General features: G+C 67.3%; 15 protein-coding genes and 1 tRNA gene. 6 read left to right on the top strand and 10 right to left on the bottom strand.

Annotated elements, in window-relative coordinates; translation table 11 throughout:
* Window positions 1–22 precede the first annotated feature (22 nt).
* Genes AC3WRI_RS10435 through AC3WRI_RS10445 form a run of 3 tightly spaced genes read left to right on the top strand, consistent with a single transcriptional unit; the run spans window position 23 to window position 2,456 of the window.
* Window positions 23–748 (top strand): (Fe-S)-binding protein, encoded by a 726-nt coding sequence (locus tag AC3WRI_RS10435; RefSeq protein WP_011615043.1) that lies wholly within the window; start codon window positions 23–25, stop codon window positions 746–748.
* Between the two features lie 29 nt (window positions 749–777).
* On the top strand, window positions 778–2,190 hold the full coding sequence (locus tag AC3WRI_RS10440; protein WP_011615044.1) for a LutB/LldF family L-lactate oxidation iron-sulfur protein: 1,413 nt from the start codon (window positions 778–780) through the stop codon (window positions 2,188–2,190).
* Window positions 2,187–2,456, top strand: coding sequence for a hypothetical protein (locus AC3WRI_RS10445; RefSeq protein WP_492293289.1), 270 nt, complete (start codon window positions 2,187–2,189; stop codon window positions 2,454–2,456). Before AC3WRI_RS10440 ends, AC3WRI_RS10445 begins: the two co-directional genes overlap by 4 nt.
* Window positions 2,457–2,474: 18 nt before the next feature.
* Here AC3WRI_RS10445 and AC3WRI_RS10450 read toward each other — a convergent pair whose 3' ends face one another.
* Window positions 2,475–3,362, bottom strand: coding sequence for a LysR substrate-binding domain-containing protein (locus AC3WRI_RS10450; protein WP_011615046.1), 888 nt, complete (start codon window positions 3,360–3,362; stop codon window positions 2,475–2,477).
* Window positions 3,363–3,513: 151 nt separating this feature from the next.
* Between AC3WRI_RS10450 and AC3WRI_RS10455 the strand changes: the two genes are divergently transcribed.
* Genes AC3WRI_RS10455 through AC3WRI_RS10465 form a run of 3 tightly spaced genes read left to right on the top strand, consistent with a single transcriptional unit; the run spans window position 3,514 to window position 6,451 of the window.
* A complete protein-coding gene (locus AC3WRI_RS10455) occupies window positions 3,514–4,515 on the top strand; it encodes an ornithine cyclodeaminase family protein (RefSeq protein ID WP_011615047.1) in 1,002 nt (333 codons plus the stop codon).
* Window positions 4,512–5,348 carry a phosphate/phosphite/phosphonate ABC transporter substrate-binding protein gene (locus tag AC3WRI_RS10460; RefSeq protein ID WP_011615048.1) on the top strand — a complete coding sequence of 279 codons (837 nt, stop codon included), beginning with the start codon at window positions 4,512–4,514 and terminating at the stop codon, window positions 5,346–5,348. Before AC3WRI_RS10455 ends, AC3WRI_RS10460 begins: the two co-directional genes overlap by 4 nt.
* A 56-nt stretch (window positions 5,349–5,404) precedes the next feature.
* Window positions 5,405–6,451 carry a tripartite tricarboxylate transporter substrate binding protein gene (locus tag AC3WRI_RS10465; RefSeq protein ID WP_011615049.1) on the top strand — a complete coding sequence of 349 codons (1,047 nt, stop codon included), beginning with the start codon at window positions 5,405–5,407 and terminating at the stop codon, window positions 6,449–6,451.
* Between the two features lie 64 nt (window positions 6,452–6,515).
* Here the strand turns inward: AC3WRI_RS10465 and AC3WRI_RS10470 are convergent, their stop codons facing one another.
* The 9 genes from AC3WRI_RS10470 to AC3WRI_RS10510 form a co-directional block, all read right to left on the bottom strand.
* Window positions 6,516–7,310: an ABC transporter ATP-binding protein gene (locus tag AC3WRI_RS10470; protein WP_011615050.1), complete on the bottom strand. Its 795-nt coding sequence runs from the start codon at window positions 7,308–7,310 to the stop codon at window positions 6,516–6,518.
* A 1-nt stretch (window position 7,311) separates the two neighbouring features.
* On the bottom strand, window positions 7,312–8,208 hold the full coding sequence (locus tag AC3WRI_RS10475) for an ABC transporter permease (protein ID WP_011615051.1): 897 nt from the start codon (window positions 8,206–8,208) through the stop codon (window positions 7,312–7,314).
* Window positions 8,209–8,384: 176 nt separating this feature from the next.
* Window positions 8,385–9,362 (bottom strand): ABC transporter substrate-binding protein, encoded by a 978-nt coding sequence (locus tag AC3WRI_RS10480; RefSeq protein ID WP_492293290.1) that lies wholly within the window; start codon window positions 9,360–9,362, stop codon window positions 8,385–8,387.
* A gap of 272 nt (window positions 9,363–9,634) precedes the next feature.
* Window positions 9,635–10,693: an aldo/keto reductase gene (locus AC3WRI_RS10485; protein WP_058698899.1), complete on the bottom strand. Its 1,059-nt coding sequence runs from the start codon at window positions 10,691–10,693 to the stop codon at window positions 9,635–9,637.
* A gap of 32 nt (window positions 10,694–10,725) precedes the next feature.
* Complete coding sequence (locus AC3WRI_RS10490; RefSeq protein ID WP_011615054.1) at window positions 10,726–11,760, bottom strand: quinone-dependent dihydroorotate dehydrogenase; 1,035 nt, start codon at window positions 11,758–11,760, stop codon at window positions 10,726–10,728.
* Window positions 11,761–11,849: 89 nt separating this feature from the next.
* Entirely contained in the window at window positions 11,850–12,638 is a 789-nt protein-coding gene (locus tag AC3WRI_RS10495; RefSeq protein WP_011615055.1) for an arginyltransferase, read from the bottom strand.
* A 68-nt stretch (window positions 12,639–12,706) separates the two neighbouring features.
* The gene (gene aat / locus AC3WRI_RS10500; RefSeq protein ID WP_011615056.1) at window positions 12,707–13,459 is read right to left on the bottom strand and encodes a leucyl/phenylalanyl-tRNA--protein transferase; all 753 of its coding nucleotides are present in this window, start codon (window positions 13,457–13,459) and stop codon (window positions 12,707–12,709) included.
* Window positions 13,460–13,499: 40 nt separating this feature from the next.
* On the bottom strand, window positions 13,500–14,084 hold the full coding sequence (locus AC3WRI_RS10505; protein WP_011615057.1) for an NUDIX hydrolase: 585 nt from the start codon (window positions 14,082–14,084) through the stop codon (window positions 13,500–13,502).
* A gap of 213 nt (window positions 14,085–14,297) precedes the next feature.
* Window positions 14,298–14,373, bottom strand: a tRNA-Met gene (locus tag AC3WRI_RS10510).
* Window positions 14,374–14,436 lie beyond the last annotated feature (63 nt).

The following is a 14,436-nucleotide window of genomic DNA, read 5'->3' on the forward strand; positions in this document are numbered from 1 at the left end:
TTCGGGTCTGGAGAAGTCGACAATGCGAGTTGGTCTGTTCGCCACCTGTCTGGTGGACCTGATGCGTCCGGAAATCGGGTTTTCGGTGCTCAAGCTGCTGGAAGCCGCCGGCTACGAGGTCATGGTGCCCGAGGCGCAGACCTGCTGCGGCCAGCCGGCCTACAACTCGGGCGAGCGCGCGGTGTCGCGCGACCTGGCGGAGAAATTCCTGCGCGAGTTCGAGATGTTCGACTACATCGTGGTGCCGTCGGGCAGCTGCGGCGGCATGATCCGCCAGCACTACGGCGACCTGCTGCACAACGATCCCGAACTCAACGGCCGCTACGAGCGCCTGCGCGAACGCGTGTTCGAGCTGACGGATTTCCTGGTCAACGTGGCCAGGGTGCAGACGCTGCCGTCGTCGTTCTCGGGCCATGTCACCTATCACGATTCCTGTTCCGGCCTGCGCGAGCTGGGCGTCAAGCAGCAGCCGCGCGAGCTGTTGTCGCGGCTGCCGGGCGTGCAGCTGACCGAAATGAAGGATTGCGAAGCCTGCTGCGGTTTTGGCGGCACCTTCTCGGTCAAGTACGGCAATATCTCGACCGCGATCGTCGACGAGAAGTGCGCCAACATCAAGGCCAGCGGCGCCGATACGGTGGTGCTGGGCGACCTGGGCTGCATCCTCAATATCGAAGGCCGCCTGCGCCGCACCGGCGACAGCAGCACGCGCGTGCTGCATATCGCCCAGGTGCTGGCGGGCGACGCCTGACATCCGCTGAAATCCGGGGAATCGCCACGATGCAAGTCCACAGCATGGAATTCAAGGCGCGCGCCGGCCAGAAGCTGGCCGACCAGCGCCTGCAGCAGAACCTGAAGAAGCTTTCGACCAAGTTCGTCACGGCCCGCGCCGACGCGATCCGCGATATCGACTTCGACGCCACGCGCGAGGCCCTGAAAGAGCGCCGCGACCGCGCGCTGGAAAACCTCGACGTCTGGCTGGCCACCTTCGAAGAGAACGCGACGAAGCGCGGCGCCACGGTGCTGTTTGCCGAGACCACTGCCGATGCCGCGCGCCTGGTGGCCGAGATCGCGCAGAAGCATGGCGTGAAGAAGGTCATCAAGAGCAAGTCCATGGTGACCGAGGAAATGCGGCTGAACCAGGTGCTGGGCGAGATGGGCGTGCAGAGCATCGAGACCGACCTGGGCGAATACATCCTGCAGATCAACGACTCGGAACCGCCGTCGCACATCATTGCGCCGGTGGTGCACAAGGACAAGGACGAGATCGCCGACCTGTTCGCCAGGGTCCACCACAAGCCGCGGCTGACCGAGATCCCGGAGATGACGCGCGAGGCGCGCGAAGTGCTGCGCCCCGAGTTCCTGAGCGCTGACATGGGCGTCACCGGCGGCAACTTCATCATTGCCGAGACCGGCTCGGTGGCGGTGGTCACCAACGAGGGCAACGAAGGCATGTGCACGGTGATGCCGCGCGTGCACGTGGCCGTGACCGGCATCGAAAAGGTGCTGCCGACGCTGGAAGACCTGGCCACGGTGATGCGCCTGCTGCCGCGCTCGGCCACCGGCCAGGCCATCTCGAACTACTTCTCGCTGCTGACCGGCCCGCGCGCCGAGGGCGAGCGCGACGGCCCCGAGCACATGTACTTCGTGCTGGTCGATGGCGGCCGCACCGGGCTGATCGGCGGCGACTTCCAGGAGATGCTGCGCTGCATCCGCTGCGGCGCCTGCATGAACCACTGTCCGGTCTACCAGAAGATCGGCGGCCACGCGTATGGCTGGGTCTATCCGGGCCCGATGGGCAGCGTGCTGACGCCCAGCTACGTCGGCCTGGCCAATGCGATCGACCTGCCGCAGGCGGCGACCATGTGCGGCGAGTGCAACCGCGTGTGCCCGGCATCGATCCCGCTGTCGGACCTGCTGCGCAAGCTGCGCGAGAAGCAGATGGAGCGCGGGCTGCGCCCATGGCAGGAGCGCTTCGCGCTGCAGGCGTGGGGCTACGTCGCCAAACGCCCGGAGCTGTATGCCTTTGCCACCCGCATCGGCGCCTGGCTGCTGGGCCGCATGGGTGGCAGCAACAAGCTGATTGCCAGCCTGCCGATGGCGGGCAAGGGCTGGACCGAAACCCGCGACATGCCGGCCCCGTCGGGCCGCACGTTCCGCGAACTGTACAAGGAAAGGAGGGCACGTTTATGAGCGCCGCCAACAACGAAGCACTGGCGCACATGCGTGCCGCACTGGACCAGCACCTGGCCGGATCGATGCCCGCTGGCGACCTGGTGCGCGCATGGCGCGAAGCCGGTACCGGGCTGGCGCTGCCGCCGGTCTACGGGCAGGCGATGGAAGAGCTGCTGCGCCGGCTCGAGATGTCGGCAGTGTTCGCGCAGGATAGCTGCTCGTTTTCGAGTTCGGCGGTGACGGACCAGCTGACGCGCTGGCTGGACAAGGCGGCAACGGTCTGAGGCTTCAGTAAAGAACCACTAGCCCTTCATCATCCCCGTCAGCGTATCCACGAATTCCAGCGACAGCCGCGACAGCGGTTCGGTCTGCACATGGAAGATCTGCACCGAGGCATTGACCTTGGTGCGTATCGGCACCGCAACGATATTGGGCCAGCTCTGGCCGAACACGGTCATGGCATCGACCAGCGCGATGCCGGCGCCGGCCTGCGCCAGCGCGCGCGCCACGTGCGCCTGCTCCACCTGCACCCGCATATCGGGCTGGTTGCCCTCGCTGCCGAACATCTCGCGGACCAGCAATCCGAACGGGACGTCCGGTCCGTAGCCGATCAGGTCTTCTCCGACCAGCTCGGCCGGGCGCACCCAAGTCCGCGTGGCCAGCCGGTGATCCACCGGCACCAGTGCCACGATCGCGTTCTTTACCAGCAGGCGCGCCTCCAGGTTGGGGTGCACCAGCGGCATGTTCGACACGGCCAGGTCCACCTGTCCCGACAGTAACGCGCGCAGCATATTGCCGGGGATCTGCGTTCGCACCACCACGCGCACCGCCGGGTGCGCGGCGCGAAAGCTCGCGATGGCGCGCGGCAGCACGGTCTGGCCCAGGTTGGGGCTGCATGTGAGGCGCAGGCTGCCGGTGCGGTTGGCCGCGAGGTCCTCGGCGATCTCGTTGACGCGCTCGATCCCTTCGTAGACCGCATTCACCTCGCCCAGCAGGCGCCGCGCTTCCGGCGTAGGGTAGAGGCGCCCCTTGGTGCGGCGGAATAACTCCAGGCCGAGGCGTTGCTCGGTGTGCGACATCAGCCGGCTGATGGCCGGCTGCGACACGTACAGCAGCTTGGACGCACCGCTGATCGAGCCGGTCAGCATGACCGCGCGGAACACCTCGATCTGGCGCAGGTTCATTTTCATGGCATTAACCTGATGTTAAGGCTGGCGGACATATAAGCATATGACAGTCAATGGCGCCATACCTACACTGAACTCCATCGACACACGCCGCGCGCCGCAGGGCACGCACCAGCGATGTGCAGGGTTTTCCATCCCGGAGGCAGGAGACTGTATGAGCGACATCCATCTCACCTACATCAACGGCAAGGACATCGCGCGCCTGGAAATGACCGACGCCGAGATCCTCGACGCGGTCGAGCAGGCGCTGGTGGCGCAGGGCAACGGCCAGACCGTGATCGAGCCACGCGTGCACCTGATTCCCGACCCCGCCTTCAACGGCCACTTCAACGTGTTGCGCGGCTATGTGGCGCCGCTGGGGCTGGCAGGCGTCAAGATCGTCGGCGACTTCGTCGACAACTACAAGCTCGGGCTGCCATCGGAAATGGCGATGCTCAACCTGTTCGATCCGCGCACCGGCATGCCGGTGGCGATGATCGATGCCACCTTCATTACCGATGCCCGCACCGGCGCGCTGACCGCGCTCGGCGCCAAGCATCTGGCGCGCCGCAACAGCAAGGTGCTGGGCCATATCGGCGCGCGCGGCACCTCCTACTGGAATGTGCGCCTGCTCGACAGCCTGTTCGACTTCGACGAGATCCGCGTGCACTCGCGCCGCCCCGAAAGCCGCAATGCCTTCGCCGCGAGGCTGGAGCGCGATCTGGGCAAGAAGATCGTCGTCACCGAAGACTGGGAGTCGTGCGTGCGCGGTGCCGATATCGTGATCGAGGCTTCGCGCCTGGAGCGGCCGACGCCGATGCTGAAGACCGAGTGGATCAAGCCCGGCGCCTTTGTCGTGCCGTACGGCACCATGAGCGCGGTCGAGCTGTCGCTGACCGACATCATGACCAGGATGGTGGTGGATGACTGGGGCCAGTGCAAGGGCGGCATGTTCGGCTCGCTGCGCGCGCATGTGGAAGCCGGCAAGCTGTCGGAACAGACGCTCTATGCCGAGCTGGGCGAGATCGTCGCCGGGCGCAAGCCGGGCCGCCAGAGCGACGACGAGACCAACCTGTTCTGGCACCGCGGCCTGTCGCTGAGCGATATCGCGCTGGGCCACGCCATCCTGAAGAAGGCCGAGAGCCGCGGCCTGGGCCAGAGGTTGCTCTACGCATGATCGCCAACGCCCGCATGTACTCGGTCAGCGCGCCGGTGGAGCAGGCGTGGCGAGCGCTGTTGGTGCACGTGGCCGACCGCGCAGGCGTGGACCTGCCGTATGTCGAACATCCCGCGCCGGCCCCGGTCAACGCGTTGTGGGCGCGGCCGGACTGCGGCTGCGTATTCATGTGCGGCTATCCCTATGCCAGCGCGCCGGTAACGCCGCAATTGCTGGCCGCGCCGGTGCCGGCGCTGGCGCGCTACGGCGGGCGCCCGGTCTACTTCAGCGAATTCATCGTGCGTGCTGACGCGCCGGTGCAGGCGCTGGCGCAGACCTTCGGCGCTCGGCTGGCATGCATGCTGCCTGAGTCCAACTCGGGCTACAACGCGCCGCGCCATCACCTGATGCGGCTGGCGCCGGCCGGCACCCGTGCGCTGTACCGGCCTGCCGCCGCACCCACGCCGACACCGCGCGAGGTCATTGACGCGGTCATCGGCGGGGACGCCGAGGCGGGAGTGGTCGATAGCTATGTGCTGGACCTGCTGCGCCGCTTCGAACCCGGGCTCGCGGGCCGGCTGAAAACGCTGGAGGTGACCCCGGCCGCGCCGATCCCGCCGCTGGTCGCCTCGGCGCAGGCCGACCCGCACGAGTGCGCGTACGTGCGTGCCGCGCTGCTGACGCTGCATGAGGGTGCAACGGGGACCGCGTTGCTGTCCATGCTGGGGCTGGCGCGCTTTGCGCCGGTGCAACCGGCCGACTATGCCGTTCTGCCTGAACTCGCACGCGAAGCGGACCAGGCGGGGTTTGCGCTGACCGATGCCGGACCGGGCACGGCCAAGCACGATAACTAGACTGCCGGCGCGGTGGGGGAGCCAAGCCTGATCACTGCCAAATAGGGGAAACCGTCATGAAGACCGCTGTGAAACCTGATGTGGAAGCTGCCGTGAAGCCCGCCGTAAAACCTGTCCTTCGACGCATGGCCATGCGCTGCATGCTTGCCTGCATCGCGGCCTGCGCCCCGTGGCTCGCTGCCGCACCCGCGCTGGCCCAGCCGCCTGGGTACCCCGCCAAGCCGGTGCGCATCGTGGTGCCGTTCGCCGCCGGCGGGCCCGCCGATGTGCTCGGCCGCGCGGTTGGCGAAGGCATCGCCAAGGCCACCGGCCAGAGCGTGCTGGTGGAGAACAAGGCCGGCGCTGCCGGCACCATCGGCGTCGACATGGTGGCCAAGGCCGCGCCCGACGGCTATACGCTGGCGCTGGTGCCGGTCGGCAATATCGCGGTGAACCCCACGCTGATGCCGAACCTGCCGTACAAGCCGGCCGATCTGGCGCCGGTGGCGATGCTGGCCACCGCCGAGAACGTGCTGGTGGTCAATGCGGCCACGCCAGTCAAATCGCTGGCGGAACTGCTCAAGCTGGCCGGGCAGAAGCCGGGTGAGCTGAGCTTTGCTTCGCCCGGCGCCGGCAGCCAGGCGCACCTGGCCGGCGAACTGCTGCAGCTGGATGCCCATGTCAAGCTGAACCACGTGCCGTACAAGGGCATCAGCCCGGCCATGACCGATGTGGTCGGCGGCCAGGTGACGATGATGTTCGCGCAGATGTCGGCGGCGCTGCCCTATATCAAGGCCGGCAAGCTGCGCCCGCTGGGTGTGGCCAGCGCCAAGCGCTCGGCGGTGCTGCCCGATGTACCGACCATCGCCGAACAGGGCTTTCCGAAGTTCGAGGCGTTGTCGTGGTATGCGCTGATGGCCCCGGCCGGTACGCCCGCGGAGATCGTGCGCAAGCTCAGTCAGCATGTTGATGCAGTGCTGGCTGATGCGACGCTGAAGGAAAAGCTGGCAACGCTGGGGATGGAAGCGGCCGGCGGCACGCCGCAGCAGCTTGCCACCACCATCCAGAAGGAAAGCGCGCGCTGGGCCGGCGTGATTCGGCAGCGGCATATCACTATCGACTGAAGCGTCGCGCACTGGCATGAAAAAGGGGAGCCGCCTGGCTCCCCGTCTTCATTGCCCGCCGTCTTCAACCCAGCAAGAGCGCATCATCATCCAGCTGCTCGTGCCGCGTCTGCTCAAACATCTTCAGCAGGTCCGGCACATCCAGGCCCTTGCGCTTGTCGCCCGACACGTCCAGCACCACCTGCCCCTGGTGCAGCATCACCGTGCGCTGCCCATAGTCCAGCGCCTGGCGCATGCTGTGCGTCACCATCATCGTGGTCAGCTTGCTCTCCTCGACGATGCGCGCGGTCAGCTCCAGCACGAAGGCCGCGGTCTTCGGGTCCAGCGCGGCGGTGTGCTCGTCCAGCAGCAGGATGCGCGACGGCTGCAGCGAAGCCATCAGCAGGCTCACCGCCTGGCGCTGGCCGCCGGAGAGCAGGCCGATGCGGTCGGTCAGGCGGTTTTCCAGGCCCAGGTTGAGCAGGCGCAGCTTCTCGCGGAACAGCTCGCGCGAGGTGCGGTTCAGCGCCGGGCGGAAGCCGCGGCGGCTGCCGCGGGCCATGGCCAGGGCCATGTTCTCCTCGATCGTCAGCGCCTCGCAGGTGCCGGCCATCGGGTCCTGGAACACGCGGGCCACCAGGTGGGCGCGGTCCCATGCGGGCTGGCGCGTGACGTCGGTGTCATCGATGGTGATGCGGCCCGAGTCGACCATCTGGTCGCCGCTGATCGCGTTCAGGAAGGTCGATTTGCCGGCGCCGTTGGAGCCGATCACAGCCACGAACTGGCCGCTCGGGATCTCCAGGCTGAGGCCGCGCAAGGCGCGGGTCTCGATCGGGGTGCCCGGGTTGAAGGTGAGTTTCAGGTCTTGTGCGCGCAGCATCTCAGGCACCTCCGTTCTTGCGGGCGAACAGCTTCTTGCGGGTCGCCGGCAGCACCAGCGCGATCGTCACCAGCGCGGCGGTCACCAGGTTCAGGTCCTGCGCCTTGAGGCCGATGAAGTCGCTGTTCAGCGCCAGCGCGATGAAGAAGCGGTACAGGATGGCGCCCAGCACCACGGCCAGCGTGGTCCAGATCAGGCGGCGTGCCGGCAGGATGGTTTCGCCGATGATCACCGCGGCCAGGCCGATCACGATGGTGCCGATGCCCATGGAGATATCGGAGCCGCCCTGGGTCTGCGCGAACAGCGCGCCGGCCAGTGCCACCAGCGCATTGGACAGTGCCATGCCGGCCAGCGTGGCGCGGCCGGTGGGGATGCCCTGCGAGCGGGCCATGCGCGGGTTGGCGCCGGTGGCGCGCATCGCCAGACCCAGCTGCGAGCTGAAGAACCAGTCCAGGCCGACCTTGGCCACCACCACCACCACGAGCAGCACCAGCGGGCGCAGCACGTAGTCAGGCAGCCATTCGGGCTGCAGGATGGTGAACAGCGTGGGCTCGGTGATCAGCGGCACATTGGGGCGGCCCATGATGCGCAGGTTGATCGAGTACAGCGCGATCATCATCAGGATACTGGCGAGCAGGTCCATGATCTTCAGGCGCACATTGAGCCAGCCGGTGATGAAGCCTGCCAGCGCGCCGGCAGCGATCGCAACGGCAGTGGCCATGAACGGGTCCTGGCCGGCGGCGATCAGCGTCGCGGCGACGGCGCCGCCGAGCGGAAAGCTGCCATCAACGGTCAGGTCGGGAAAGTTGAGGATGCGGAAGGAGATCAGCACCCCGAGCGCCACCAGGCTGAAGATCAGGCCGATCTCCAGGGCGCCCAGAAGGGAAAAGAGGGACATGGGGGAATCCTGTTGCAGGGGCTGGCGGCTGCCTTGGCGCCGCCTTCGGGGCGGGTGGGCCGGCGCGCCTGTGTGGGGCTGCCGGCCGCCTCGCCCTGTTCTGTCCCGTCGGGCCGGATAGGCCCGACGGGGCACCCGCCGTCGTGTGGCGGCAGGGGGCAGTGCTTCGCTGTTGCTTACTTGATGACCGTCTTGGCTTCCTTGACCAGCTCCGGCGACAGCGTGACGCCTTGCTTGGCGGCGGCGCCCGTGTTGACGAAGAGCTCCAGGTTGTCGCTGGTCTGCGAGGCGATCGCGCCCGGCTTCTCGCCCTTCAGGATGCGCACCACGACCCTGCCGGTCTGGTGGCCGAGGTCGCCATAGTTGATGCCCAGTGCGGCCACGGCGCCACGCTTGACGCTGTCGGTATCGGCGGCCACCAGCGGGATCTTGGATTCGTTGGCGACCTTGACCAGGGACTCATACGCCGACACCACGTTGTTGTCGGTGTTGGTGTAGATCACGTCGACCTTGCCGATCAGGCTCTTGGCGGCCGGGCCGATGTCAACGGTACGCGGCGCGGCAGCTTCCTTGAGCGTCAGGCCGTCCTTGGCCAGCAGCTCCTTCAGTTCCTTGACCACGACCACCGAGTTGGCTTCGCCCGGGTTGTAGACCATGCCCACGGTCTTGGCCTTGGGCACCACGCGCTTGATCAGCGCGACCTGCTTGTCCAGCGGCAGCTTGTCTGACACGCCGGTAACGTTGGTGCCCGAGGCCGACCAGCTCTTGACCAGCTGCGCGGCGACCGGATCGGTCACGCCCGAGTACACCACCGGCACGCTCTTGGTGGCGGCAACCACGGCCTGGGCCGACGGGGTGGCGATGGCAACGATGGCGTTCGGGTTGTCGCCGACGAACTTGCGGGCGATCTGCGCCGCGGTGCCGGTGTTGCCCTGGGCGCTCTGGTATTCCCACTTCAGGCTCTTGTCGGCGTCATAGCCGGCGGCCTTCAGCTCGGCGCGCACGCCGTCGCGGATGGCGTCCAGCGCGGGATGGTCGACGATCGACAGCACCTTGACGGTCTGGGCCTGCACGGCGCCGCCGTACAGCAGTGCCAGCGCCACGGCGCCGCCCAGGATGGACTTGGTTGCTGCGAGACCCTTGATGGACTTCATTGTCTGTTCTCCCCCGAAACTCGGTTCTGGATTGGATACGGCCGCGGATGGTTCGGTCCGCCGTCCTGGCCCGCGCGCATGCTGGCGTACGGGGCCGGTCCGGGCGGGCGCGGCGGCTTCCTGCGGCTGGAGGGAGCGTGCGCGGGCGCGTCGGATGCGACAGCGATAAGCCTGCGAGGATACCATTTCTCGCGCACGATATGGACAGTCATCATGCGGAAGTGGGGCATCGGATGCTGCCAGACGCCCACTATCCGCCATCGAGGCGCATTTTATTGCGCGGGATTCATGATTTGCTTGTGGATTACCCCGATTGCGGCGACCAGGTCTTCATGCAATTGCGCGTTCCAGGCGTCGAGGTTTTCCTCGAGCTGGGCCAGCGTGGTGGCGCCGACGATGGTGCTGGCGGCGAACCAGCGCGAGTAGCACCAGGCTAGCGCCAGCGTGGCAGGGGAGAGGCCGGCGCTTTTCGCCAGTTCGACATAGCGGGCCGAGGCCGCCATGGTCTCGGGGCGCATGTAGCGCGGGCTCCAGTCGGCGGGGAAGCGCGACAGCCGGCCCTTGGCCTCGGCATTGAAGACCGGGTTGGCTGCATCGCCCGCCAGGTATTTGCCGGTCAGTTGCCCGAACGCCAGCGGGCTGTACACCAGCAGGCTGACATCGGTACGGAAGCACGCTTCATCCAGTCCCTGCTCGAAGCTGCGGTTGACCAGGTTGTACGGGTTCTGGACGGTGGCGATGCGCGGCAGGCCGTGCTGCTCGGCAAGGCGCACGAATTCGGCCACGCCCCACGGGGTCTCGTTCGACACGCCCACGTAGCGGATCTTGCCGGCGCGCACCAGTTCGTCCATGACTTCGAGCTGGGCCTGGATCGAGGTGCACTCGCGCTCCTTGGCAGGATCGAAGCTGAGCTGTCCGAAGATCGGCGCATTCCGCGCCGGCCAGTGGATCTGGTACAGGTCGATATAGTCGGTCTGTAGCCGGCGCAGCGATTCGTCCACCGCGGCGCGGATGCCAGCCGGCGTCAGGTCGTCGCCATTGCGGATCCACGGCATGCGGCCCGGGCCGGCCACCTTCGTGGCGAGCACCACGCGGTCGCGCGGCTGGCGCCTGAGCCAGGTGCCGACAATGCGCTCGGTCTGGCCGTAGGTGCCGGCCCTCGGCTTGACCGGGTACATCTCGGCCGTGTCGATGAAATTGATGCCGCGCGCGAAGGCGTAGTCGAGCTGGCTGTGGCCTTCGGCCTCGGTGTTCTGCTCGCCGAAGGTCATGGTGCCCAGGCAGATGCGCGAGACCTGCAGGTCGCTGCGGCCGAGTCGGATGGTTTCCATGGCGGTTTGCGTGTCGTTGGCGCAGGAGGGACTCAGCCGCGCAGCGCCGCGGCGCACTCGCGCACCAGCGCCGGGCCGCGGTAGATCAGGCCGCTGTAGACCTGCACCAGCTTCGCGCCGGCGTCGATCTTGGCGCGCGCATCGGCGCCGCCGAAGATGCCGCCCACGCCGATGATCGGCACCGCGTCGCCGACCACGCCGTGCAGCGCGCGCACCACCCGGGTCGAGGCCTCGAACACCGGGCGGCCGGACAGGCCTCCGGCTTCCTCGGCATGCGGCAGGCCCTTGACCGCCTCGCGCGAGATGGTGGTGTTGGTGGCGATCACGCCGTCGATCTTGTGCCGCACCAGCGCGTCGCCGATATTGCCGATCTGGTCGGCATCCAGGTCCGGCGCGATCTTCAGCGCCAGCGGCACGTAGCGCTTGTGCTGGTCGGCCAGGCGCTGCTGCGCATCCTTCAGCGTCGACAGCAGGCTGTCCAGCTCGCTCGCGCCTTGCAGCTGGCGCAGGTTCTTGGTGTTGGGCGACGAGATATTGACCGTCACGTAGCTGGCGTGCGGGTAGACGCGTTCCAGGCAGTAGAGGTAGTCGTCGTTGGCGCGCTCGATCGGCGTATCGGCGTTCTTGCCGATGTTCAGCCCCAGCACGCCGCCCTCGGCCTTCCAGCGCGAGGCCCGCACATTGGCGACAAAGGCATCGACGCCGCCATTGTTGAAGCCCATGCGGTTGATCAGCGCATCCGCCTGCGGCAGCCGGAACATGCGCGGGCGCGGGTTGCCCGGCTGCGCGCGCGGCGTGACCGTGCCCACCTCGATAAAGCCGAAGCCGAACGCGGCCAGCCCGTCGATATAGGCGCCGTCCTTATCCAGCCCCGCGGCCAGGCCGACCGGGTTGGGGAACCGCACCCCCATGACCGTGCGCGGGTCGTCGGCAATCCTGTTGCCGATGCAGCCCGCCAGGCCCATGCGATGGGCGCGCAGCAGGTTGTTCAGCGTGAAATGGTGGGCGTCCTCGGCATCCATCGAGAACAGGGCGGGGCGAACCAGGGGGTAGAGCGCGTTGAGCACGGGGGGGCAGGGCAGAGTGAATACCAGCCCCGCATTGTAGCGGCTGGGCCGCATACCCGGTCGGTGCGCGGCCGGATGCCGCGACCCGGCTAGTCCCGGTTGGATGCAGGCGCGGGGCTGGCCGCATCCCCGGCCTCGTCCTCGAACGCATGCCAGTGGTTGCCGGTCAGCACCTGCAGCGGCCGGAAGCGTGCCTTGTAGGCCATCTTGCGGCTGTCGGCGATCCAGTAGCCCAGGTAGAGGTGCGGCAGGCCCAGCTCGCGCGTCTGGCGGATCTGCCACAGGATGTTGTAGGTGCCGTAGCTGGCGTTGCGTTCGAGCGGATCGTAGAAGGTGTAGACCGACGACAGCCCGTCGTCGAGCACGTCGATCATGCTGACCATGCGCAGGCGCCCGGCCTCGGGCGAGCCCGGCGGTTCGCGGAATTCCACCAGGCGCGAGTTGACGCGGCTCTGCAGCAGGAACTGTTCGTACTGGTCGCGGCTGTCCTGGTCCATGCCGCCGCCGGCGTGGCGCATCGACTGGTACAGCAGGTACAGCGAATAATGCTCTTCGACATAGGTCAGCGGTGCCACCAGTGCCTGCAGGTGCTGGTGGCGGCTCCAGGCGCGGCGCTGCGAGCGGTCCGGCACGAACTGGTCCACCACCACGCGGCATGGCGTGCAGGCGTGGCATTCGTCGCAATACGGCCGGTAGGTGAAGATGCCGCTGCGGCGAAAGCCGGCGCGCACCAGGCGTGAATAGACGTCGGCATTGATCAGGTGCGCCGGGGTGGCGACCTGGGAGCGTGCCATGCGGCCGTCGAGATAGCTGCAAGCGTAGGGCGCCGTGGCATAGAACTGCAGCGCGGAGAGCGGAAGTTCCTTCAGCTTGCTCATGACTCAGGGGGCTCCGGGCGGGACGATGCGGCCGGACGCGCAGTCAGCGGGGCGTCCCGTGCCAGGTTTCAGCCGGCCGGCGCGGCTGGCGTCCCGGCCCAGCGCTCCAGCACCGATTTGTCGAACCGCCACGGACTGATCGCCGGCAGCGCCGTCGCCGCCCGCACATGGGCCACGAACTCTGCGCGGGGGATCGGGCGCGCACCCAGCGAGGCCAGGTGGTCGGTTTCCTGCTGGCAGTCTATCATCGCCACGCCGTGATTGCCGAGGAACGCGCACAGTGCCGCCAGTGCGATCTTTGAGGCATCGGTGCGGTGCGCGAACATCGATTCGCCGAAGAACATCCGCCCCAGCGCCACCCCATACAGGCCGCCCACGCGTTCGCCGCGGTACCAGCTTTCGACCGAATGGGCCATGCCGTTGCGGTGCAGCGTACCGTACGCGGCAATGATATCGTCGGTGATCCAGGTGCCGTCCTGGCCGTCGCGCGGGGTGGTCGCGCAGGCGCGCATCACCGCCAGGAAGTCGTCGTCGACGCGGATCTCCCAGTCAGCGTCGCGCAGCACGCGGCGCAGGGTCTTGCGCAGGTTGAGCGAGACGCGCAGCGCCGGCGGGGCCAGCACCATGCGCGGATCGGTGCTCCACCACAGCACCGGCTGGCCGCTCGAATACCACGGGAAGATGCCCTGGCGGTACGCCAGCAGCAGCCGCTGGGGCGACAGGTCGCGGCTGGCCGCCAGCAGGCCGGGGGCTTCGGAATCGGGCCCGAGCGCCTCGTCAACCGGCGGAAACGGGTCTTGCGGGTCCAGCCAGGCAATCATGCGGGCTGCGCCGTAGGGCGATGCGCGGCGGCCGCGCCGCTCAGGGCGTGACCGTGGCCCGGCTGGTCAGCGGGCGCATGGGCTTGTCGATATCCAGGCTGTGCAGCCGGAAGCTGCCGTCCTGCAGCCGGCCGGCGGCGCGGTCGGCAAAGAAGCAGCGCAGGGTGTGGATCACGGTGGGGAACGCCAGTTCATCCCAGGGCACATCGGCCTCTTCGACCAGCTTGACCTCCAGGCTTTCCTCGCCGGGGGCGATATCCAGGTCGTCCAGCGTGGCCAGGTAGAAAAGATGCACCTGGTGCACATGCGGCACGTTCAGGATCGAGAACAGTTCTCCGACCTGCACGCGCGCGCCGGCTTCTTCCAGCGTCTCGCGCGAGGCAGCCTGCGCGGTGGTTTCGCCAATCTCCATGAAGCCCGCAGGCAGGGTCCAGAAACCGTAGCGCGGCTCGATGGCGCGCTTGCACAGCAGGATCTTGTCTTCCCACACCGGAATCGTGCCAACGACGTTGCGTGGATTGACGTAGTGGATGGTGCCGCAGTTGTCGCAAACACTGCGCGGGCGGTTGTCGCCGTCAGGCACGCGCAACACGACCGCATGACCACAGTTCGAGCAGAATTTCATGAGGGGCGTCCGGGAGGAATGGCGAAAGTGTATCACCCTCGCAGAGGGGGCCGGCAGGCATGATTGGGGCGGTGGGGCACCATCGGTCAACGCAGTCTGGTGCTGCACGGAGGGCAGCATCGGGGTGCCAGTGCCGGAGCAGCAGAAAACAAAAAACCCGCCAGAGGCGGGTTTATCTGCTTTGACGGTGCCGCATGATACGCATCATGCGGTTGGTTGCGGGGGCAGGACTTGAACCTGCGACCTTCGGGTTATGAGCCCGACGAGCTGCCAACTGCTCCACCCCGCGTCCGTCGAAGAAAAGATTATATGGCATCTGGTTGCGCAATGCAACACCTGTTTAAAAATACCT

This window comes from Cupriavidus sp. FW305-27 (assembly GCF_058787995.1).

Excerpts from the sequence above, each read along its gene's own strand:
- AC3WRI_RS10435 (WP_011615043.1), top strand. The coding sequence starts at position 23 with ATGCGAGTTGGTCTGTTCGCCACCTGTCTGGTGGACCTGATGCGTCCG.
- AC3WRI_RS10440 (WP_011615044.1), top strand. The coding sequence starts at position 778 with ATGCAAGTCCACAGCATGGAATTCAAGGCGCGCGCCGGCCAGAAGCTG.
- AC3WRI_RS10445 (WP_492293289.1), top strand. The coding sequence starts at position 2,187 with ATGAGCGCCGCCAACAACGAAGCACTGGCGCACATGCGTGCCGCACTG.
- AC3WRI_RS10450 (WP_011615046.1), bottom strand. The coding sequence starts at position 3,362 with ATGAAAATGAACCTGCGCCAGATCGAGGTGTTCCGCGCGGTCATGCTG.
- AC3WRI_RS10455 (WP_011615047.1), top strand. The coding sequence starts at position 3,514 with ATGAGCGACATCCATCTCACCTACATCAACGGCAAGGACATCGCGCGC.
- AC3WRI_RS10460 (WP_011615048.1), top strand. The coding sequence starts at position 4,512 with ATGATCGCCAACGCCCGCATGTACTCGGTCAGCGCGCCGGTGGAGCAG.
- AC3WRI_RS10465 (WP_011615049.1), top strand. The coding sequence starts at position 5,405 with ATGAAGACCGCTGTGAAACCTGATGTGGAAGCTGCCGTGAAGCCCGCC.
- AC3WRI_RS10470 (WP_011615050.1), bottom strand. The coding sequence starts at position 7,310 with ATGCTGCGCGCACAAGACCTGAAACTCACCTTCAACCCGGGCACCCCG.
- AC3WRI_RS10475 (WP_011615051.1), bottom strand. The coding sequence starts at position 8,208 with ATGTCCCTCTTTTCCCTTCTGGGCGCCCTGGAGATCGGCCTGATCTTC.
- AC3WRI_RS10480 (WP_492293290.1), bottom strand. The coding sequence starts at position 9,362 with ATGAAGTCCATCAAGGGTCTCGCAGCAACCAAGTCCATCCTGGGCGGC.
- AC3WRI_RS10485 (WP_058698899.1), bottom strand. The coding sequence starts at position 10,693 with ATGGAAACCATCCGACTCGGCCGCAGCGACCTGCAGGTCTCGCGCATC.
- AC3WRI_RS10495 (WP_011615055.1), bottom strand. The coding sequence starts at position 12,638 with ATGAGCAAGCTGAAGGAACTTCCGCTCTCCGCGCTGCAGTTCTATGCC.
- aat (WP_011615056.1), bottom strand. The coding sequence starts at position 13,459 with ATGATTGCCTGGCTGGACCCGCAAGACCCGTTTCCGCCGGTTGACGAG.
- AC3WRI_RS10505 (WP_011615057.1), bottom strand. The coding sequence starts at position 14,084 with ATGAAATTCTGCTCGAACTGTGGTCATGCGGTCGTGTTGCGCGTGCCT.